Here is an 18,795-nt window from a genome sequence, read left to right as displayed (position 1 = left end):
CGGCAAACAGGCTGGCCAGATAAATTCAGTTCAGGAAAATGCAGCCGGGGTTGCCGCCGGATGAATGCCCGGAAGCAGCCATAGCTGCCTGTCCCGGCAATAGTATGCGACAAGTTGATTCCTGCTGCAGTGGCTACATTGTATTTGCTATTTGTATCAGTGCCGTTTTGGGTTGAATGATTTTGCTACGTCACAACGGCTGTTATAGTTTTTCAAATTTTGGTGATGAGTAAATAGTAACTGATTAAATTAGAAGTCCTAACAATATTAAATATACAACCTAATATTTCCTTGTGATATTTTATCTAAGTGATATAGTAAATTAACAGAAGTGTTTTGTCTTTAAGTAAATAGCCGGGTACCTGTTATTTTTTCTCCATGGGGTGTTCTTTAAGTAACTGTTCAGCAGAATAAAAATCCTTTTTACTTTCTATGGCTTTTCTTACCTGTTTTACTTTATCGGGAGATACAGGTGTTCCCTTGTTGCCGAATGAATTCCTGACATAGGTTAACACGGCGGCTATCTCATCATCTTTCAGCAACCCGCCAAAAGGCGTCATGGGCACCTGGCCCGGATACGTTTTATTATTTACTTCTATTGGGCCTAATACGCCTTTCATCACCAGTTTGATAAGGCGTTCATCGCTTCCTGTTACCCAGTTGGAGCCGGCAAGAGGAGGGAAGCCTGAATCAGGCAGGCCTTTACCATCTGCCTGGTGGCATGTTTTACAATATCCTTCTATGGAGTAGATTTCCTTTCCTTTGTTAAACAGCGCCAGTGCGGCGCCCTTCAGCCTGGTGTTTTCATTTTCTTCTTTACCCTTTTTCACATTTTCCCCGTTTAAGTGTGCCACGGCGGTTTCGTATGCGTGGATCATCCATTCATCCAGCGGCATTTTTTCAGCCGCTGCCAGGATAGGAAGACCTTTTTCCTTGCCGATCCATGAAGCGGCTACTATGGCCATCAGGCGTACACGGCTGTTTTCATCCTTTGCGGCCTGCATCAGCAGGTCTGCCTGGTCTGCCACCTGGTGCCCTGTATAACGCAGTACTTCTACTGCTGCTGCCCTTGCATGATAGTCCTTTGCTTTTAATAACTGTTTTAAAAGCGGCTGGTCTACCTTATCCATTCCCCAGCTCACCCAAAGTCCTTCGAGTAAATGATGTTCATACCGCGGATCATTTTTATCCAGGTTGGCCACCCAGGTTTGCAGTTTGGCCAGTACCTGGGAAACATCGCGTCCTCTCAGTTCACGGCGGGTTCTGTAACGGGTTCTGTACTCCGGCAGTTTAAGATTTTCCAGCAGCTCCTCTATGGGTGCTCCTGCGATGTTGGCGGGTTTTACCAGTGGCCTGGAGGGATAGGTGATACGGTATATTCTTCCATGAGAATGATCGCGCAGCGGATCCCGCGCATTATGCTGCATGTGCCCTATCAGGATGTTGTGCCAGTCGATCACGTATAACGATCCATCAGGTGCAAACTCCAGGTCTACCGGCCGGAAATTGGGATCGCCGCTTACCAGCAGGTCCATGCGGTGATGGCTTTTATAGCCGGTGCCATCATCCTGCAGTGTATGTTCTTTTGTGCCCAGGAACCCGATGGTATTGTTGATGAGGAAGTCGCCCTGCACCTCATCGGGGAAATGACGGCTGGATACAAATTCAAGACCTGATGTTGGCCGTACCTTATGTTTATCTTCTATCATCTGGATCGATTTATGCGTAGCCTGGCCATACCTGGGCAACACGGTTCCGGGAAGCATCCAGCGCACATCCGGGCTGGATGTTTCCGCAAAGAATGGCTGGCCCCAGTCGTCGAATGCAATACCCCATGGGTTGGGAATAGAAAGTTGAGCCGTGCGCTCCAGTTTCCTGCGGCGCGGGTCGTACCTGTAAAAACCCCCGTTGGTGCCACGAATGGTTCCGTAGGAAGTTTCTACATTCGTGTGAAGAAAAACGCCTTCCCCTGAATAAATTGCGCCGGAAGGATCAACGGTAAACGCATGACTGCTGTGATGTGTATCATGATCATCAAACCCGCTGAGCAGGATTTCCGTTTTATCAGCTTTGCCATCGCCATCTGTATCTGTTAGCAGTTTAAGATTGGTTCCCTGGGCAACATATACACCTTCTTCCGCTATTTCAAAACCGATGGGAAGATGCAGGCTGTCTGCAAATACGGTTTCTTTGTCGGCCTTGCCATCATGGTCGGTATCTTCAAAGATGAGAATTTTATCATCGGGCTTGGCATCTCCCGGTTTATAATGCGGATAGCTGGGCATTATCGCTACCCATAGTCTACCTTTGTTATCAAACGACATCTGCATGGGCTTGGCCAGGTCTTTGAATTGCTCTTCAGAGGCGAAAAGCTCGATCTTGTAGCCAGGTGGAACTTTCAGCTTACTTACCGCTTCCTGCCCGCTGAGATACCGTAGACTGCCATTTTTTGCAGGATTATAATTCGTTTTAACGGGAGGTAACACTTTGGTGTTTTTATCGGCAGCAGCAATATCCATTTTCTCACCTTTTGAAGCTGCCAGCCAAACTGCGGTGTCCCTGATCGCTGTCATCTGCCGGATCTTTTCTATTTCCGCAGGATAATTATCCGGTCCGTAAGGATCATACCGGCGGCCATATACATGCACCCCGTTAGGGATTTTATAATCATTGAGCCACATCCAGTTCTTTTCCATGACGGCATCATGCACCAGTTGCCTGTTGGTTTCCGCCTTCAGCGGAACATTTCCAAAGATCTTGTCTGCCAGCAACACGCCCAGCTTTTTATAACCTTCTTCATTCAGTTGTGAACCGTCGATAGTGAGCGGTTCTTTAGTCTCCTCATACCATTTTTTAGATGGTGTGAACGCATCTACAAATAATATATTATTACGGGCGGCCACTTCTTTCATTGCATTCGTATATAAAGCAAGGTTTTCATTTTCTTTGCGGCCATCGGGGAGATCATATTTATCTGAAAGATTTTCGAAGGCGATAGGGGAAACGATGGCCAGTTGCGGCGCGGAGGCGCCGTTGTATTTTTGTTTCAGGGTCCATTTTATAAACGCATCCAGTTCTGCTTTATAACTTTCCAGTCCTTCTTTTCCATCGAATGATTCGTTATAGCCAAAGAACGCGATGATCACATCTGTTTTAAGCCTGGTGAGCCATTGGTCTGGTGTTTCAAAATGTCCCTGGCTTGGGTTTTCGATGGCCTGCACCTGGCTGTCGAGCGCCGGATGGAATTTCTCTGCGCCCGGAAATGCCCACGGGGAGTTCCTGCCGGAGTGTGGCCGGAAACCCGGTGTTTCGCCTCCGTCGCACATATTACGGATCTGTATTTTATACTCCGGGTAACGGAGGTATAGCTCCGTTTCGAAATTATCATAATTTATCATTCTTGATCCCAGGTTGTTACCGATCAGGGAAATATGGGAGGTCCCGGAAATAGTAAGCGGAGCAGGTTCCTGGGATTTGCAGGCATGCAGTATCATTATCGCCAATACTATAGGAATAAAAGGCGAGTAAATGCCAATTTTTGATAGTTTGGACATTTTGGATAGATTTAGCTTGATCAGGAAACGAGAAATACTTATTTGGCTACACGGTAGGGTACCTGGATATTCATTTTACCTTTCCATTTCCGTGGAATTTTTAGTCCCAGTTCATAATGAATGGCATTGATCACTAACCGCTGAAAGGGCTCCTGTGTGAAATCTTCAGGATGGCCCATGGTGGTCATAAAGACCCTGCCGCCGAAAGGGTTGGTGCCGGTCCATGCCACCGGGTTTTCTATTGCTTCTTTATCCGGGTTCACGGCTTTTCCCATCAGTAACCAGGTGGAGCCTTTTACCGGGTAATCCGGCAAAACACGGTACAGCCATGAGCGTACATGAAAGTTGGTTGCTACGCCTGTTAGAATAGGGTTGTTCGCCTGATCAGGAATAATGTGAACATCAGTGCTGCTCTCGTGCCCGTAGTGGGTATGTTTGGCGGCGCCGCCCCATCCGGGAGGCGCATTCAATGCAAATTCACCAAAGGCATTCCATTTTTCGCTGGGATGTCCTTCAGGGAAATGGAAGGCATGCGTGGTGGTACGGAAGCCCATAACGGGTTTGCCTGATTTCAGGTAAGCATCAATATACGCAAGTTGTTCAGAAGGGAGCCTGCGCCAGCGCAGGAAAAAAACAGCCAGGTCCGCCTGTTTTAAAGCCTCCAGGCCAGGGATATTTTCTTCGCTGTTATAATCAGGGGATGCTTTGAGAACGATCGTTTTCATACCGTAATCTTTCTCCAGCGCAGCGGCAATGAGAGGCATGGTTTCCTCGCTGCTGTATTCATGATCACCGGTCACAAAAACCACCAGCGGTTTTTTCCCCGCTTTGGAAGATTGCGCAAAGAGTAGCCCCGTACATGTTATGCTGGTATTTACCAGGAACAATAAACAAACGCAGAATTTTTTCATTTGAACAGAGATTATTGACGACCGTTTTATATGCGATCCAACCTGCTAAATTTCAGGAAGCATACGGTAACATTAAAGAAATGATGTTTCAGTTATTGATTAACGCAAGCGCATTGCGGTTATATATGCTGTTAGGATCCGGTTCTCTGCCGGTAAGCGCTGCCACTACATTGTTGATGGTGAGCAGGCATATCTGCCGGTAGGTAGCCGATGTAAGGCTGCCGGAATGCGGCGTAACAATTGCCCGCGGATGCTGTACAATGCCGAGGCTCTCCACCGGTGGCTCATCGGGCAATACATCTGCAGCATAGCCTGAAATAGCCCCTTCGTTCAATGTCTGCAGCAATGCGGGATGGTCAATAAGCGCGCCTCTTGCGGTATTGATCAGTAATGAACCGGGCTTCATCAAACGCAGCTGTTTTTCTCCTATGATCTTATCTGTTTCACTGTTAAAGGGAAGATGAAGGCTCACTACATCCGATTGCTGTAATACCTCTTCCATGGCCAGGTATTTATAAGGCTGGTCCCGGGTGGATTTACTCCAATACAGCACTTCCATTCCAAAAGCTTCTCCAAGCCGGGCCACACGTTTTCCTATATTTCCCATACCCAGTATGCCAAGGGTTTTCCCGTTCAGCTCATCACCTGCATATTGATTGCGCCAGCTCCAGTTGTTTTGTTTCACCTGGAATACCGATTCATACATGTTGCGCATCAGCATCAGCATCAGCCCGAGGGTATGCTCCGCAATAGTGGCGGCATTACTGCCCGGGGCATTGATGACCATGATTTTTCTGGCAGTAGCTGCGGCTACATCTACATTATCCAATCCTACGCCACACCTGGCAACCACCTGTAAATGCGGACAGGTATCGATGAGTGGTTTGTTGATCAGTCCTTTTCCTCTTGTAATGATGGCATGGATATCTTCATTGTTCAAAACATTTTTTAGGCTGGCCTCATCGTATCCCGTGAATACATTCACATTATCCTGAAGAACAATGAATGCCTCACCGGCAACGGTTTCAAGCAACAATACGTTTTTTCTCATTTGTTATGATATAAGGTGGCGTCATCAGACCTGTATCCCCTGAAGTCATTCCTGTTTGAAACATACAACCCTTCTTCATAAAGTTCATCCGTGAATATCCGGGGATCCACTTCAGCGCCGGGTATGGAAGAAATTTCCACCAGGTTGCCGGCAGGATCACGCACAAACATCTGCATCGCTCCGTCGGGCAGTTTTCTTACTTTTCCCCAGGGATTGATATCAATGATGTTCAGTGCTTTCATACGGAAAAACAAACTGCTGAAATCATCTACCTGTACACAAATATGCCCGCGGAAAGAGGTCTTGTCTTCCCATTCGGAAATATGTAATTGCTGCTCTTCGTTGAATTTGAAAAACATAACAGGGTAATCAAACCGGAAGGCGGCAAGCGGCTCCAGGCCCAATTCATGCTGATAGAAATGACCTGCTTTTTCCAGGTTGTCTACAATCAGTGTTACGTGATTAATTTTAAGTGCTTTGGCCATAAATAATTATTTACAATACCACTTCTAAACTTTTTGTTGATACTCCCTTACAAAATCCCAGTCGGGCGTTACGCCTAACCCCGGAGCGGTGGGCGCTTCGATGACGCCATTTGTCACTGCAATCTGTTCTTTTACCAGTTCATACATCATCGGATTGCCTCCCAGTGAGAACTCAATGATAGTGGCGGATGGCGATGCAAACGCTACATTCACTCCTGCCATAAAAGAGAAGGCTGATCCCCAGCAATGCGGCGCCAGCTCCAGCTGATGCACGCTTGCGAGGTGCGATACGCGTACTGCCTCGGAAATACCGCCAATGATGGCTGCATCCGGCTGTATTACATCAATGGCCCTTATCTGCAAAAGTTCATTGATGTCAAAACTGGTATATTCACTTTCGCCTGCTGCAATAGGAATATATGTGGAAGCTCTTACTTCTGCTGTCCCTGTTTTATTATCAGGACTGATAGGTTCTTCAAACCAATACAGGTTACAATCTTCCACTCCGCGGCAAAACTGCTTTGCTTCCGGAACGCTGAAGGTGCCGTGCGCATCTGCCATCAGTTTAATATCAGGCCCCAAAGCGGTTCTGGCAGCTTTTACCCTGTCGATACTGTTTTGTACGGTCTGGTCCATTACGCCCACACGCATCTTAACACTACCAAATCCTTTGTTCGTATAACCTTTCAATTGCGCGCCAATGTTTTCTGTATCCGCCCAGCCGCCACTGGCATATGCCGGCATCTTATCCCTGCAGGCGCCACCGAGCAGGTCCATCACGGGAACATTCAGCATCTTCCCTTTTAAATCCCACAAGGCGGTATCAATACCGCTCATGGCAGATATGGTAAGACCCCTTCTCCCGAGTATAGGGAATTTCCGGCCTCTCAGCAAGGCATAGTGATCCCTTGTGCCGTTATACATCTCTTCCCAGAGACGGTAAATATCTTTGACAGGCTTACCCAGTAAAGCCGGCTTTAATTCGTTTTCAATACAATTTACAATGGAGGCGCATACCCCGGAAGATCCAACCGCTGCTTTGGCTTCCCCAAATCCCTGAAGACCATCATCCGTTGTTATTACAACAAGCGTCATATCAAAATTGGTTAATAATCCATAGTCTGAAGTATGTTGTTTTTCTTTAGGAACAGGACAGCGTAACCAAAATGCCTCTACATTAGCTATTTTCATCTGTTAGCAGTTGACTTCTTTAAATAAGTTTTGATAAAGTATTAAATGATTCGGCGGTGAGCATGGTATAAAATGCTTCGGTAACAGAAGCGCTGCCATGGTCTGCCAGGAACTTTTCCTGCTCGGCAGATAGGTTTTCGGGATTTTCATCAATTGAACCCGGATAAGGATTGGCGGGAGTACGATCCAGCGGCGCGCAAAATTCCACGGAAAGCACGTCATCATAGTTTATTTCCCGCAGGGTATCGATGATCTTTTTCCAGTTGAGATGCCCCATTCCCGGCGCCATGCGGTTGTTATCCGCTACATGAAAACCAACCAGTTTCCCTTTGGCTGCCCTGATCGCCTCAAACATATCCGCTTCTTCGATATTCATATGAAAGGTATCCAGGCACACGCCACAGTTGGGGCCTACGGCCTCTGCAAGCGCGAGGGCCTGGGCGGCCCTGTTGATGAAGTATGTTTCAAACCTATTGATAGGCTCAATGCCTATTACAATACCAGAGGCTTCACTATAATTATAAATTTCCTTCAGGGCGTCAACAGCCCATTTCCATTCTTCCTCAGGCCGGCCATCAGGCACAATTTTTCCTACTGTGCATGGCACCACTGATACCATATGCCCGTCCAGTTCCTTTACCATGCGCACTATATCCTTTACATACTGCACTGATCTTGCGCGTTGGGCCTCATCCCTGGCAAGCAGGTTACGCTCTCCCAGCATCAGGGTTACAGACCCCCAGCATGAAAGGCCATGACTTTTCATCAATTGCCTTATGCTTTTGGTGTCATATTGTTCCGGGGTTCCGGCAATTTCAAGTTTGGTATATCCAAGCGCTGAAACCCTCCGTATGGTGGTTTCTATCGTTTCAGACCGCATCCAGTTGTGTATCCCTAGTTCCATAACGCATTAATTATAAAAGTGGATGAATGTTTTCTGCAGGTTAAATTTTTTGCCCGTCACGGGAGAATGGCCGGCAGCGCGGCTGCTGTAAGGCGCAAGCTTGTTGGTTTCATAACAGGAACGTTTTTTTTATCATTGTTTCACAAACTTATTCAGACTTCTATTGAAATAAAAGTACTTCATTTGCAATATATCGATACTATATTTGCTATATTTCTTATTTTTTGCTTTAGAAAAATAAATAGTGTACTAAAAATAAAGACATTATGAAAGTTTCTTACCGGCACATATCTACGCCCGAAGATGCCAGCTTTGTGATTAAAGAGTTTTGTCAGCCACGTTTTACAAATACTTTTCATTTTCATCATGGCCACGAATTGATACTGATTGTAAAAAGCGCGGGAAGAATGTATGCGGGGAATAAGGTGATGAATTACAATGAAGGAGAGATTTATATGTTTGGTCCGGGCCTGGTGCATTGTTTTTGTAACAATGATTCCCCTGTTGGTGCCGATGAAATTGCCCACGCTATTATAGTGCAGTTCACAGAAGATTTTATTGGCAGGGATTTTTTTGATAAACTGGAATTAAGGAAGATAAAAGAACTGATGCAGCTGTCTGAATGCGGAATAAAATTCAACAAGGTACCTGCTGTTGTTAATAGCCTGTTTTTCAGGTTCCAGGCCAACCAGCAGATGAAAAACCTGATTATACTTTTACAGATACTGGATGAGCTGTCGCTGCAATGCAGGGAAAGTATCCAGCTTCTCACAGATGATCCGGGGAAGGTGCGCTATAAAGATGCGGATTCGAAAAAGTTAGAGCCTATATTTAAATATGTTTTGGATAATTATCATCATCATGTAGACAGCAAATCGGCGGCATCTCTCGCCTGTATGAACGAAGCGGCGTTTTGCCGTTACTTCAAAAAAAGAACTACCAAAACATTCTCACAGTTTGTGAATGAGATAAGGATCAGTCATGCTACAAAATTGCTGATAGGAACAGAAGATGGCATAGCTGAAGTATGCTATGCATGTGGTTTTGACAATATCTCCTACTTTAACAGGCAGTTCAAAATTTACCAGGGGAAGTCTCCCAGGGAATACCGCAAGGCATTTATTGAAAGTAATGCAAGCACGCCCAGTTTCCGGCCTACAGCGGATTAGGTATGCCTTACATTACCCGGCGAAGGGATAAAGCAGCCTGTTCCCGGTATTTCCCGTTACAAAGGCAACCTTTTTATTTGTAAAATCGAAGGTTTTTAGTTGCTCTTTTAAAAGGGAGTTTAAATAAACGGATTCCTGTGTGTTGAGAACCGCATTGTTATCAAGTCCCAAACCTCCGGGCGTTTGTCCAAAAAGATCTGCTGTCAGAATAGAAAGAATTATTAACAGGATTGTTTTCATGTGTTTGCTGTTAGGGGCTGGTTGAAGTATTTTAAGCCACTCGCTTATTTATCATCTGTAAATAACTTTATTAACAACTTCAAGTTAAAAAATATCGTTGATTTAAGATTAGCCATTTTAGATCAGTGGCTGTTAAGCATAGTTGCCGGCTATCATAAATGTAAAATTCCACCTGGTATTCAGGCATAACCGCTATTCCCAGAATTGTGATTATGTTAGCATTTTTTAATAGAAAAGGATGCTTATCTTTATTGTCATGTTACGCCTAATCCTTTTTTTTGCTGTTCTCATGTTGGGTCTGGCTGCAAAAGCCCAGGTGGATTCGTCTTTCGGTGCAATGAATGGCGCCAGATCTTCCTTCAGCCCCCCTTTGCAGATAAACGATACTAACTATATCCGTAAGAAGTGGTTTGTTACAAAAGATGCTGGCGTTTCCACTGGTTTTATTGCATTTAAAGGAGGCAGCAGTTCCTTCCTGTCGGTCCCGTTGGGGTTACAGATCAATCGCCAGTTGACCAGTAATTTTTATGCTTTCGGAGGCGTATCGGTGACGCCATATGTTTTCCGTTATAACGGTATCCCTTATCAATCCGCAATTACCAAGGGTAGTGGCTTGATGCAAACAAACAATTTCGCCGCCTATTCGGATGCAAAAATAGGCGTAATGTATATTAACAATGACAGGACATTCTCCATTTCCGGGAGTATTGGTGTGAGCAGAGGCGGGTATAATGCATATTCTCCTTTTTATGCCCCGGCATATGCCCCGGTGGGGGGAAATATGCACAGGTAAAATCGTTGGACCGAACCAGGTATCTTCCGATTTGTCCATTTTAGTGCCCGATAACAAATTAGCATATTGACTATCAGTAATTTAGATAGCACAAGGAACACATAGGGACAAAAATTTAAAGAAATAAGTATTAGATAAGTATCGGAAAATATCTTCCTGTTACGCCTCCGGTGGGGTTCAACACCTGGTTGAGCCAGTCGGGGGGCTTTTATTAGCAAATCATTAGGGCGCTAAAGCCATAGCGGGGGGGCGATTCTTCCTTAGGAGCTGATTTCAAGCTTATAGCCTTTGCCGCGTACAACAACGATGTTGATATTGGGATCAGGTTCCAGCTTTTTTCTGAGTTTTGATATGAACATATCAAGACTGCGGCCAACTATAACACCTTCATCTTCCCATACCTCTTTTTGTAGCCTGCTTTTCTCTATGGTCTCGTTAGGAGAAGATGCGAAGATCTGCAACACACGGGTTTCAGTTCCGGTGAGATCAATGGTCTTTCCATTTATTATGAGCTTACGGTTTTTTTCATCGAACAACATTGAGCCCAAAGTGACTATACCAGTAACCTGGTCATCAGGTAAAGTCCGGCGCGGTTTAGCAAACCTGAAAAATATAAAACCAATAAATGCTAAAAATGGCAAACCGCCTAGCAAAAGTCCATTCTTTGCTGTATTTAGGCTTGTCGGTTTAAATTTGATGTTGACAATGTAACGTGCCCTGGGTTGTTTTCTGCCTATACAAGCTACAATATCATCTTTTTTGTTTTTTGATATAGCATATCCATAGACTACACCAGACTTATCGCTGTTCAGAACTGTGACCACATAATCGCTTGAAAGGGGGTCTTGGGCCAGCAAACGCCGGGTGATATTCACCAACGAGCCCGGTTGAAAAGTAAGCTCATTCTCAAAACTGATCTGGTATTCATTTTCGGCGATCTTTTTTACCGGAAGCACCCTTGATTTACTGTCGCCCGACTGCGTTAGCAGTTCATCTCCTATCCTGCGAAGCAAAACTTCCCTCCTGGCGATCGCAAAACCGTCACTGCCGGTCATACTAAAAACCAGGCAAGTTACAGAGATAAACAGGAGTAGTATCAGTCCCCACAAGTACTTGCGCTTCCCGGAAAGCAGATTTCGGCTATGAAACATACCATTTTACCATTTATTTACAAAGGTTACATTTTTATTTACAATCCAGGTTCCTCCCGCTGAAATAAATCAAAGTAGTTTTGTTGCACCATCGTTAAAGGGATATGAAAAATAAAAGAAATGCCTTAAACGGATCTGATTTATGTCAATTAAACCGATAAAAAATATGAAAAAAATCATTTATGCACTGATCTTACCGGTACTTGTGGTAAGCGGATTAGTATTTGCTAATCGCGAAATTAAAAATGAAACTTCTAAAAGGGTAATCTCAAAACCCCTCTCTGCTGCTGAAAGGGAAGCTGAACGGAAAAAATGGGAGGCTACCCCTGAAGGTATAAAGTTCAAAAAATGGGAAGCATCTCCTGCAGGTAGAAAAGTGTATGCCGGTGTTGCTAATATAAGGAATCATATAAGTGATTTTACCAATATGGAGGCTGTTATAACTTCCCTTTCCCTTCCGCCAGGATCAAGATTAGGCTTCGGTGTGATGGCCAGGATTAATGGGGTTGATTACATTGTAAAATTTGAGCCGGAAAAGTCTCAACTTGAGCAATTACAAAGCCTGAAAGTGAACGACAAAATAATTCTGAGAAGCCATAACGTATCGTACGCGCCCAAGTATTCATACCCAATAGTATCGGGTGAATATGTAGAACGGGATAGTAAAGTAATTTTTAAACGTGCCCCCCGCAAAGGCGGTTGCTGAGCAAATGAATTATGTGTATTGCTGATTTAAAATCATTTGTCAGTTATTATTAATCAAGATAATTTCTGAGAAAGCGCGAAAAGTGACACAGACAAAATTAAATGAGGCTGTCTCATATCTATGATACAGCCTCATTTATGGGTAGTATAGGATTAAGGACCTATAACGCCCTGGCAACGATAGATAAAGTGGAAATTAAAGCGTTTTGATGGCAGCCTATCGTTCATTCTGCATTGTACATAAAAAATAGGAATAATCACTGAACGGGAATTGGCATATTCACTTTTATCGCATTCATAAATTATATAGCTTCGCAGGATGCTAACAGTGGAAAAAATCGGTGGCACTTCCATGAGTGCACTAAAAGATGTAATCGACAACATCATTTATTATGACCGTTCCGGCGACAGGTTATACAATCGTGTTTTTATTGTTTCTGCTTTTTCGGGAGTTACAAACCTGTTACTGGAAAATAAGAAAACAAAAGCCCCTGGCGCCTACCATCAGTTTGCAACAGGAAACGATTATCATAAGGCGCTTGAATCAGTAAGGCTTCACCTTAAACAGCTGAATGCCCATTACGCACCACTTGGGCTGGACATGACGAAGGCGGACGAAGTGACGGATGGTATTATTAACCGGGTACTTACCTACCTGGATAGTGCCAACACAATGTTGGCCTCCGGGTATCTCAATGAGGGCATTCTGCTGGCTGTCCGGGAGATCCTGGCCTCAGTTGGGGAAAGCCACTCAGCGTTTGCACTGGCAAATATCCTGCAGAACAAAGGGCTTAACGCGGTACTGGCAGATCTGAGCGGCCTGGGCGACGGGCGCTCACTAACGATTGACGAACGGATCAAAGAGGAATTTGCGGCCATCGATCTTAAAAACTGCCTGTGCATTGCAACAGGGTATGTAAAAGGAACGGAGGGGATCATGCGGGAGTTTGACCGCGGTTATTCAGAAGTGACCTTTAGCAGGATAGCTGAACTGCTCCGGCCTGAAGAAGCTATTATTCATAAGGAATACCATCTGTCAACCGCCGATCCGGCGTTGGTAGGTATAGAAAACGTGAAACCTGTTGGTTATACCAATTATGATATCGCCGACCAGCTGGCAGATGTAGGGATGGAGGCTATTCATCCCAAGGCAGCAAAACCGCTGGAGATAGCAGGCATCAATCTTCGCATCAAAAACACTTTTGAACCGGAACATCCGGGTACGCTGATCACTAAAAATTATGTTTCAGAACATAAAAGGGTGGAGGTTATTACCGGCTCAGACCAGCAACTGCTTATCGATATTTATGACCCGCTAATGGTAGGCGCAGTAGGAAGCGATCTCGATATTATGCAGGTATTTTCCCGCTATGGTATCAGCTATACCTTTAAGGCGACCAGCGCCAACAGTATTAGCATCGTCATTTGGGAAAGTGATCTGAACCAGCAGTTATTGAACGACCTGAAAGAAAAATACGAACATGTAACTGTTGAACCTATTGCAATGGTCTGCCTGCTGGGCTCTAATATGGATCAGCCGGGCCTATTGGCCAACGCTACCGCCGCACTGGCCAAAGCCGACATTAATATTTTGAGCGTTGGAGTGGCCTTAAGAAAGGTCAATTTCCAGTTCGTTATTACCCGGGAACATTTCAAAGCGGCTATCGTTGCGCTGAACAAAGCGGTAGGATAACAGGAGGGTGCAACAGGCTAGACAATAGCTAGAGATCCATTCCCAGTAATTCCCGCAGCGCTTTCACAGGTATGGAGCTTTTTATGACCATCTGTACATGGCCGCTGACCTGGTTTCCCGCAGCATCCTTTACCATGGCCGATAACGGCGTAGTAGCCGAAATAACGCCAACAGGGTTGCCATATTTGTCAAGCACCGGCCCGCCGCTGGCGCCACTGCCATAGTCTGCGGTGATCTCCATCGTTCAACGTTTTCTTTTTGATGATGACCGTGATAACATGTACGGGCACTTCATCTTTAAGCATGGTGGCGCTATCGTATCTGGTTGCCGGAGATGCCTTTAGCGTTAACCAGGCAGGCAACAGAAATCTTTCCTGGGAGAATACAAAGAATTACAACTTCGGCGTCTTCTGATTACCCTAATGTAATTCTATCCGCTTATGGCGAGAACCTCCTAAACTATTGACGTCTGATTTGTTGGAAATGCTCTACCCTAAATAGAAAAAAGGCCGAAATTCTGGTGAATTTTGGCCTTTTTGAAAAAAAGTATTATGAATGATTTATATCAAAGTATTAAGATCTACACCTCATTTTGCCGGGTTCATTTCCTGAATAGCTGCCCGCGTTGCGGTATTGAAGTTTTTATTATTTACAATTTCGTCTATACCATAAATTAACACTCCACCCTTAACCCCTTTCTTTGGTTGCCATTTTGCAAAATCGTTAATCAATGCAATATTCGAAGATTCAGTACCGTCTTGTCCCTGAAAATTTACACCCACAAGAAATTTTGACGCTGGTATATATTTAGAAAAGCCATCAGAAAAAGATGAGGTAACCTGAGAGGCACTGCGTCTATAAGCCTGAAAAAAAACATAGTCAATCTTGTCTTTTATTTTTTCCAGAAGTGTGGCCACCGTACTATTATCTCCAGCGTCCTCATCTGTATCAAGAATTAATAACTTACCAGTCCCGGATTTTGGACCAAGATATTTAGACAGTCCTTCGTAAATTTTTATTATTATCCCTGTTTCCACCCTGGATTTGCGTTCAAAATCGATATCAAATCCATCATAGTTGTACTCATTTATAGTGTTCATAATGTCTTTGACAGCAGCATCAATACCTGCCTGATCGCTTGAATCCTTTACATTGTTCCAGGGCAACCATCCTTGTGTCCAAATCACTTTTGTACCTTTAGCCTGGAGAGCAGGAATGTAAGTTTCTTTAAGCGTTTTAAAATAACTTTCTTTTTCACCGCCCTGTTGAAAGACTGAAACAATATCTACACTATCAGGAAGATCTGTCATTTTCGGTTTTTTGATATCGCCATCATTTGCAGCATCCCTCCAGGCACTGTAGTAACCCATCAATAACTGATGAGGGCTTTTCTTATATGCCAAAAGGTTCTTAAGATATTGCCCTTGATCTGTTTTGACTAAAAGTGTTTTGCCGGGCACTTCTTCTAATTTTTTTGTACAGGATGCCAATGTTACGATCAAAAGCACAGCAAAAAAGGATGCTACTAATTTAGTCTGTCCGGATTTAAAGTAATTTTTCATAGTTTTTGTTTAATTAAAGAAATTGTTGTAATGTGAACATATATGGTTTATATTTGGAGAGTTATCTGATAATTGGTTCAATACAGCAAACACTTTTATTATGATACAGTCACTGCATTTTTTTACCCTTTTGTAACCAATATTTATCCTAAATTTAATTTTGAGAGGTGATTTGTGCAGGCACTAAGGGTTGGATAAGGGGTTTAGGATCGTAGGGTACAGCCCTGTGTGCTACTGCAAACTTGGTATACAGCATTTTATTACGGATATTATTGCAAATAAGCGACCGTAGCATTGGCCACGCGCTGATCCTGCAATAGGGTGGAATAGGTAAGCCTTGCACAGGACCAGATGATTATTTTTTTACGCCAGCATCTTTCCCCATGCTTTAATCACGTCATTGGCTGCGTTTCTTGATGGCAGCGTAAATATCCGTCCCTTGCAATTACCATTTCTCCTGATTCTCTGCTTTTCGGAATTTGCAAGGCAACCGGGTGCAAAGTCAATATTACGGTTGTCCAGTCTCTACCTGGATGATCCGCGTCGTAAGATTACCATTTTCGATCTCTGGAGGCTTAACATCACACCAGCGCAACCCAGAATAAAGACTAAAAATAAAGGCATCTACCGTTTCTGCAATATGCGGTGGGGCTGGGCGTTGGATTACTTTAAGGTATTCGTCGACCTCCAAAAACTCCTTTAGCGTTACACTCGGTTTCCGCACGGCTGCAATTTCCTCTGTTGGATCACAGCGAAAGTATCCATCCCTGGTGGCGTTTCTAACCATACTTTTAAACGTTGCGTAGTTATTTTGAGGCGTTTCACCTGTGAGGCAATCCGGCAAATATTTTCTGAAGCGGAAACAGAAATTGTAAGTAACAGATATCGGCGACAAAAATCTACTGCGACAAATTTTTTAAACTTCGTAAAACAGCATGGCAGGTGCCTGCAGCCTTCGCGTTTGTGGTCTTTCACATATTTTTCATAGTACTTAATAAAATTCGGTTCTATCTTGTGAGATGGAATGTAACCCGTGCCAACTGCCATGGACTAGTTTGCAGGAGAAGATGGCTGTTAAAATTGCTGAAAACGGCGACGCCGCTTAGATTGTTCCGCCAACAATTTCGAGACCGAACTATAAACTTATCAAAGATGTTATTGAGGGTAATATCTCTATAGAAACCTTTAAACAAAAAATCGGATGCAAATAAAATCAAGTACAGGCGGGAAGGTTATTGGAAATATATTGCTTTTCCTTTGTATTAGTTTGATTAGCAGCGTGCTTTCGTATGTACTGGACCTGCTATTGAATTTCAATTATGCTATTGAACAGCCCAGGTTTATAATTGCGTATTGGATCATGTTTTTAGGACATTTTTGGATTTATCTGATTGGATTGATCATCTACCATATATTGGTACGTACTAATTTCTTTTTAAAGAATAATCTAAGGTTATTATTGTTAGGGACGATTATCGGAGGTGTTATTGGAATAATCCTGGGACACAATGATTATAGTTTATATATAGGAGATTTCGGGAGTTAAAGGCAATTATACGACACGGGCTTACTGGTCTTATATTCAGTTATTTATCTATGGCCATAGTGCCCGGCAGAACTAAGGCTACGTGCCGACATTCAAAATGAAGCTTATTGCGCAATCGGAAGTATTCGGAAGAAAGGCTGCATAAGATTTTTTCTCGAACACAACTGCTGCTGTGTCAGAAAATTTCAGTGTCACAAACGCGGAAAAAGTGTCTGATTTGGGTTTTATAAAAGACACAAAGGTGCTGGTCGTGTTCTCCTACCAGCACTCGAATTTGGTGTGTCATTTGGTGTGTCAATTTTGTGTCAACGAAAGTGGGAGAAAGCGAAAAAAAGGATCAAGTTGAAAAGTTGGGGGATAGGATAAAAAGTAGTTTTTTTGCAGCAGATTAACCAACGAAGCACGTGGATCAGAATTTTCGCAAACTAGTAGAGATGCTGTTACCAGCAGGGGTTTTAGAGTATTTTGACTTAATTGATTCAAGTCAGAATAAGGAGGGTATTGATATATACCTGGAAGAAAAGAATACAATCCCAGTAGAGCATCAGCATAGAAAAGCACACTCCAAAGGTTTCTTCTCAGAAATTGCAATTCAGGATTTTCCTATACGTGGCCAAAAGGTCACCCTGCATGCCAAACGCCGTCGGTGGGAGGTTTTAGAGGATGGAGAAATAATAACAAGAGATTGGGAAATAGTTAAAAAAGGCACACGAATGACACCGGAGTTCGGTGCTTTTTTAAAAGGATTACTTAGATAAATATCCTGTAAGCCCTGTGCAATTGGGCCATTTCTTTCAGATAGACGGTAAACAGTTAGGCCAGCAATACAAGCATCATCTCAGTGATTTTGGTACCTGGGATCAAAAAGAACATGCTACTGAATGGATGCTTTTTGAACAAAACATTGGTGCCGCTTTAAGTATAGACGAGACAGCCTTTTCCAGTGGAGAACTGTATACAATTGTCACTAATAAGCTGGCCAAAGGGCGCAAAGGCTCAATAGTGGCTATGATCAAGGGCACTCAGTCTGAATTTCTGAAAGAAATACTGTTTAAGATCCCTAAACGCCTGCGTGGAAGAGTACAGGAAGTTACCATCGATATGTCTGGTAGCCTTAATAGCGCTGTTAAAGCCTGTTTCCCTAACGCCCATCGGGTGATAGATCGCTTCCATGTGCAACACCTGGCTTTTGATGCGGTACAGGAAATCAGAATAAAGCATCGCTGGGAAGCCCTGGAACAGGAGAATCTGGAATACGAGCAGGCAAAACGAGCCGCAATGAAGTATGAGCCAGTCAGGCTCGCTAACGGCGATACAGCTAAACAGCTGCTGGCCAGAAGCCGATACTTGCTATTTAAGCATCCCAGACTATGGACCAGAGAGCAGCAGCAGAGAGCGGAACTTTTATTTAGTCATTACCCCCTTATTCATAAATCCTACCAGCTATCCCTGCGACTCGGTGAGGTTTACAGACATTGTAAGTGTAAAGAAGAAGCATTTAAGAAGCTGGCTTTGTGGTATAATGACGTGGAGGAAGCGGGGATTTTATCCTTCAAGACCGTTGCCAGGACTATCAGAACTCATTATCTGGGTATCCTCAACTTCTTCAACAACAGAGCCACCAATGCGGCTGCAGAATCATTCAATGCAAAAGTAAAGTCCTTTAGAAATGCACTGCGAGGGGTGCGGGATGTAGAATTCTTTCTTTATAGATTGACTAAACTTTATGCCTAAAATTTATGGACATCCCCCAACTTTTCAACTTGATCCGAAAAAAAGCGGTAAAAATGGCACTCCTAAAATGCAAAAAGGTTTGTAAACCCATTGTTTACAAACCTTT

At 43.9% G+C, this 18,795-nt stretch carries 17 protein-coding genes; 6 read left to right on the top strand and 11 right to left on the bottom strand.

Going from position 1 to position 18,795, the window contains the following annotated elements; translation table 11 throughout:
• Window positions 1-365: 365 nt before the first annotated feature.
• The 6 genes from FN124_RS01865 to FN124_RS01840 all read right to left on the bottom strand — a co-directional run bounded on the left by FN124_RS01865 (window position 366) and on the right by FN124_RS01840 (window position 8,096).
• Entirely contained in the window at window positions 366-3,554 is a 3,189-nt protein-coding gene (locus tag FN124_RS01865) for a PVC-type heme-binding CxxCH protein (protein ID WP_142683096.1), read from the bottom strand.
• A 38-nt stretch (window positions 3,555-3,592) separates the two neighbouring features.
• Window positions 3,593-4,465 (bottom strand): ThuA domain-containing protein, encoded by an 873-nt coding sequence (locus tag FN124_RS01860; RefSeq protein ID WP_142683095.1) that lies wholly within the window; start codon window positions 4,463-4,465, stop codon window positions 3,593-3,595.
• A gap of 88 nt (window positions 4,466-4,553) precedes the next feature.
• Entirely contained in the window at window positions 4,554-5,516 is a 963-nt protein-coding gene (locus FN124_RS01855) for a 2-hydroxyacid dehydrogenase (protein WP_142683094.1), read from the bottom strand.
• Entirely contained in the window at window positions 5,513-6,001 is a 489-nt protein-coding gene (locus FN124_RS01850) for a VOC family protein (RefSeq protein WP_142683093.1), read from the bottom strand. The genes FN124_RS01855 and FN124_RS01850 overlap by 4 nt, the downstream gene beginning before the upstream one ends.
• A gap of 24 nt (window positions 6,002-6,025) precedes the next feature.
• On the bottom strand, window positions 6,026-7,192 hold the full coding sequence (locus FN124_RS01845) for a mandelate racemase/muconate lactonizing enzyme family protein (protein ID WP_142683092.1): 1,167 nt from the start codon (window positions 7,190-7,192) through the stop codon (window positions 6,026-6,028).
• 19 nt (window positions 7,193-7,211) lie between these two features.
• Window positions 7,212-8,096 carry a sugar phosphate isomerase/epimerase family protein gene (locus FN124_RS01840; protein WP_142683091.1) on the bottom strand — a complete coding sequence of 295 codons (885 nt, stop codon included), beginning with the start codon at window positions 8,094-8,096 and terminating at the stop codon, window positions 7,212-7,214.
• Between the two features lie 266 nt (window positions 8,097-8,362).
• Between FN124_RS01840 and FN124_RS01835 the strand changes: the two genes are divergently transcribed.
• On the top strand, window positions 8,363-9,265 hold the full coding sequence (locus FN124_RS01835; RefSeq protein WP_142683090.1) for an AraC family transcriptional regulator: 903 nt from the start codon (window positions 8,363-8,365) through the stop codon (window positions 9,263-9,265).
• 12 nt (window positions 9,266-9,277) lie between these two features.
• Here the strand turns inward: FN124_RS01835 and FN124_RS31895 are convergent, their stop codons facing one another.
• The gene (locus FN124_RS31895) at window positions 9,278-9,505 is read right to left on the bottom strand and encodes a DUF8192 domain-containing protein (protein ID WP_512745570.1); all 228 of its coding nucleotides are present in this window, start codon (window positions 9,503-9,505) and stop codon (window positions 9,278-9,280) included.
• A gap of 256 nt (window positions 9,506-9,761) precedes the next feature.
• Here FN124_RS31895 and FN124_RS01830 point away from each other — a divergent pair, with 256 nt between their 5' ends.
• Window positions 9,762-10,298, top strand: coding sequence for a hypothetical protein (locus tag FN124_RS01830; RefSeq protein ID WP_142683089.1), 537 nt, complete (start codon window positions 9,762-9,764; stop codon window positions 10,296-10,298).
• Between the two features lie 260 nt (window positions 10,299-10,558).
• Here the strand turns inward: FN124_RS01830 and FN124_RS01825 are convergent, their stop codons facing one another.
• The gene (locus FN124_RS01825; RefSeq protein ID WP_260607301.1) at window positions 10,559-11,353 is read right to left on the bottom strand and encodes a winged helix-turn-helix domain-containing protein; all 795 of its coding nucleotides are present in this window, start codon (window positions 11,351-11,353) and stop codon (window positions 10,559-10,561) included.
• Between the two features lie 262 nt (window positions 11,354-11,615).
• Here FN124_RS01825 and FN124_RS01820 point away from each other — a divergent pair, with 262 nt between their 5' ends.
• Both FN124_RS01820 and FN124_RS01815 read left to right on the top strand, forming a co-directional pair.
• Window positions 11,616-12,155 carry a hypothetical protein gene (locus FN124_RS01820; RefSeq protein ID WP_142683087.1) on the top strand — a complete coding sequence of 180 codons (540 nt, stop codon included), beginning with the start codon at window positions 11,616-11,618 and terminating at the stop codon, window positions 12,153-12,155.
• Between the two features lie 318 nt (window positions 12,156-12,473).
• Window positions 12,474-13,847, top strand: a complete 1,374-nt coding sequence (locus FN124_RS01815) for an aspartate kinase (protein WP_142683086.1) — start codon at window positions 12,474-12,476, stop codon at window positions 13,845-13,847.
• Between the two features lie 28 nt (window positions 13,848-13,875).
• Here FN124_RS01815 and FN124_RS01810 read toward each other — a convergent pair whose 3' ends face one another.
• From FN124_RS01810 to FN124_RS31695, 3 genes are all read right to left on the bottom strand, one after another.
• Entirely contained in the window at window positions 13,876-14,088 is a 213-nt protein-coding gene (locus FN124_RS01810) for a CBS domain-containing protein (protein WP_142683085.1), read from the bottom strand.
• 346 nt (window positions 14,089-14,434) lie between these two features.
• Window positions 14,435-15,409, bottom strand: coding sequence for a glycoside hydrolase family 18 (locus FN124_RS01805; protein WP_142683084.1), 975 nt, complete (start codon window positions 15,407-15,409; stop codon window positions 14,435-14,437).
• A gap of 508 nt (window positions 15,410-15,917) precedes the next feature.
• Window positions 15,918-16,304 carry a phage integrase SAM-like domain-containing protein gene (locus FN124_RS31695; protein WP_185937055.1) on the bottom strand — a complete coding sequence of 129 codons (387 nt, stop codon included), beginning with the start codon at window positions 16,302-16,304 and terminating at the stop codon, window positions 15,918-15,920.
• A gap of 1,085 nt (window positions 16,305-17,389) precedes the next feature.
• Here FN124_RS31695 and FN124_RS01800 point away from each other — a divergent pair.
• Both FN124_RS01800 and FN124_RS01795 read left to right on the top strand, forming a co-directional pair.
• A complete protein-coding gene (locus FN124_RS01800; RefSeq protein ID WP_142683040.1) occupies window positions 17,390-17,713 on the top strand; it encodes an ISAon1 family transposase N-terminal region protein in 324 nt (107 codons plus the stop codon).
• A 16-nt stretch (window positions 17,714-17,729) separates the two neighbouring features.
• Window positions 17,730-18,689, top strand: a complete 960-nt coding sequence (locus FN124_RS01795; protein ID WP_260607295.1) for an ISAon1 family transposase — start codon at window positions 17,730-17,732, stop codon at window positions 18,687-18,689.
• Window positions 18,690-18,795 lie beyond the last annotated feature (106 nt).

This window comes from Chitinophaga polysaccharea, from assembly GCF_902150045.1.
Lineage (GTDB): Bacteria > Bacteroidota > Bacteroidia > Chitinophagales > Chitinophagaceae > Chitinophaga > Chitinophaga polysaccharea_A.
Note: the sequence above shows the minus strand (reverse complement) of the source record. Positions and strands in the feature narration are given on the sequence as shown.

Excerpts from the sequence above, each read along its gene's own strand:
- FN124_RS01865 (WP_142683096.1), bottom strand. The coding sequence starts at position 3,554 with ATGTCCAAACTATCAAAAATTGGCATTTACTCGCCTTTTATTCCTATA.
- FN124_RS01860 (WP_142683095.1), bottom strand. The coding sequence starts at position 4,465 with ATGAAAAAATTCTGCGTTTGTTTATTGTTCCTGGTAAATACCAGCATA.
- FN124_RS01855 (WP_142683094.1), bottom strand. The coding sequence starts at position 5,516 with ATGAGAAAAAACGTATTGTTGCTTGAAACCGTTGCCGGTGAGGCATTC.
- FN124_RS01850 (WP_142683093.1), bottom strand. The coding sequence starts at position 6,001 with ATGGCCAAAGCACTTAAAATTAATCACGTAACACTGATTGTAGACAAC.
- FN124_RS01845 (WP_142683092.1), bottom strand. The coding sequence starts at position 7,192 with ATGAAAATAGCTAATGTAGAGGCATTTTGGTTACGCTGTCCTGTTCCT.
- FN124_RS01840 (WP_142683091.1), bottom strand. The coding sequence starts at position 8,096 with ATGGAACTAGGGATACACAACTGGATGCGGTCTGAAACGATAGAAACC.
- FN124_RS01835 (WP_142683090.1), top strand. The coding sequence starts at position 8,363 with ATGAAAGTTTCTTACCGGCACATATCTACGCCCGAAGATGCCAGCTTT.
- FN124_RS31895 (WP_512745570.1), bottom strand. The coding sequence starts at position 9,505 with ATGAAAACAATCCTGTTAATAATTCTTTCTATTCTGACAGCAGATCTT.
- FN124_RS01830 (WP_142683089.1), top strand. The coding sequence starts at position 9,762 with ATGTTACGCCTAATCCTTTTTTTTGCTGTTCTCATGTTGGGTCTGGCT.
- FN124_RS01825 (WP_260607301.1), bottom strand. The coding sequence starts at position 11,353 with ATGACCGGCAGTGACGGTTTTGCGATCGCCAGGAGGGAAGTTTTGCTT.
- FN124_RS01820 (WP_142683087.1), top strand. The coding sequence starts at position 11,616 with ATGAAAAAAATCATTTATGCACTGATCTTACCGGTACTTGTGGTAAGC.
- FN124_RS01815 (WP_142683086.1), top strand. The coding sequence starts at position 12,474 with ATGCTAACAGTGGAAAAAATCGGTGGCACTTCCATGAGTGCACTAAAA.
- FN124_RS01810 (WP_142683085.1), bottom strand. The coding sequence starts at position 14,088 with ATGGAGATCACCGCAGACTATGGCAGTGGCGCCAGCGGCGGGCCGGTG.
- FN124_RS01805 (WP_142683084.1), bottom strand. The coding sequence starts at position 15,409 with ATGAAAAATTACTTTAAATCCGGACAGACTAAATTAGTAGCATCCTTT.
- FN124_RS01800 (WP_142683040.1), top strand. The coding sequence starts at position 17,390 with ATGCTGTTACCAGCAGGGGTTTTAGAGTATTTTGACTTAATTGATTCA.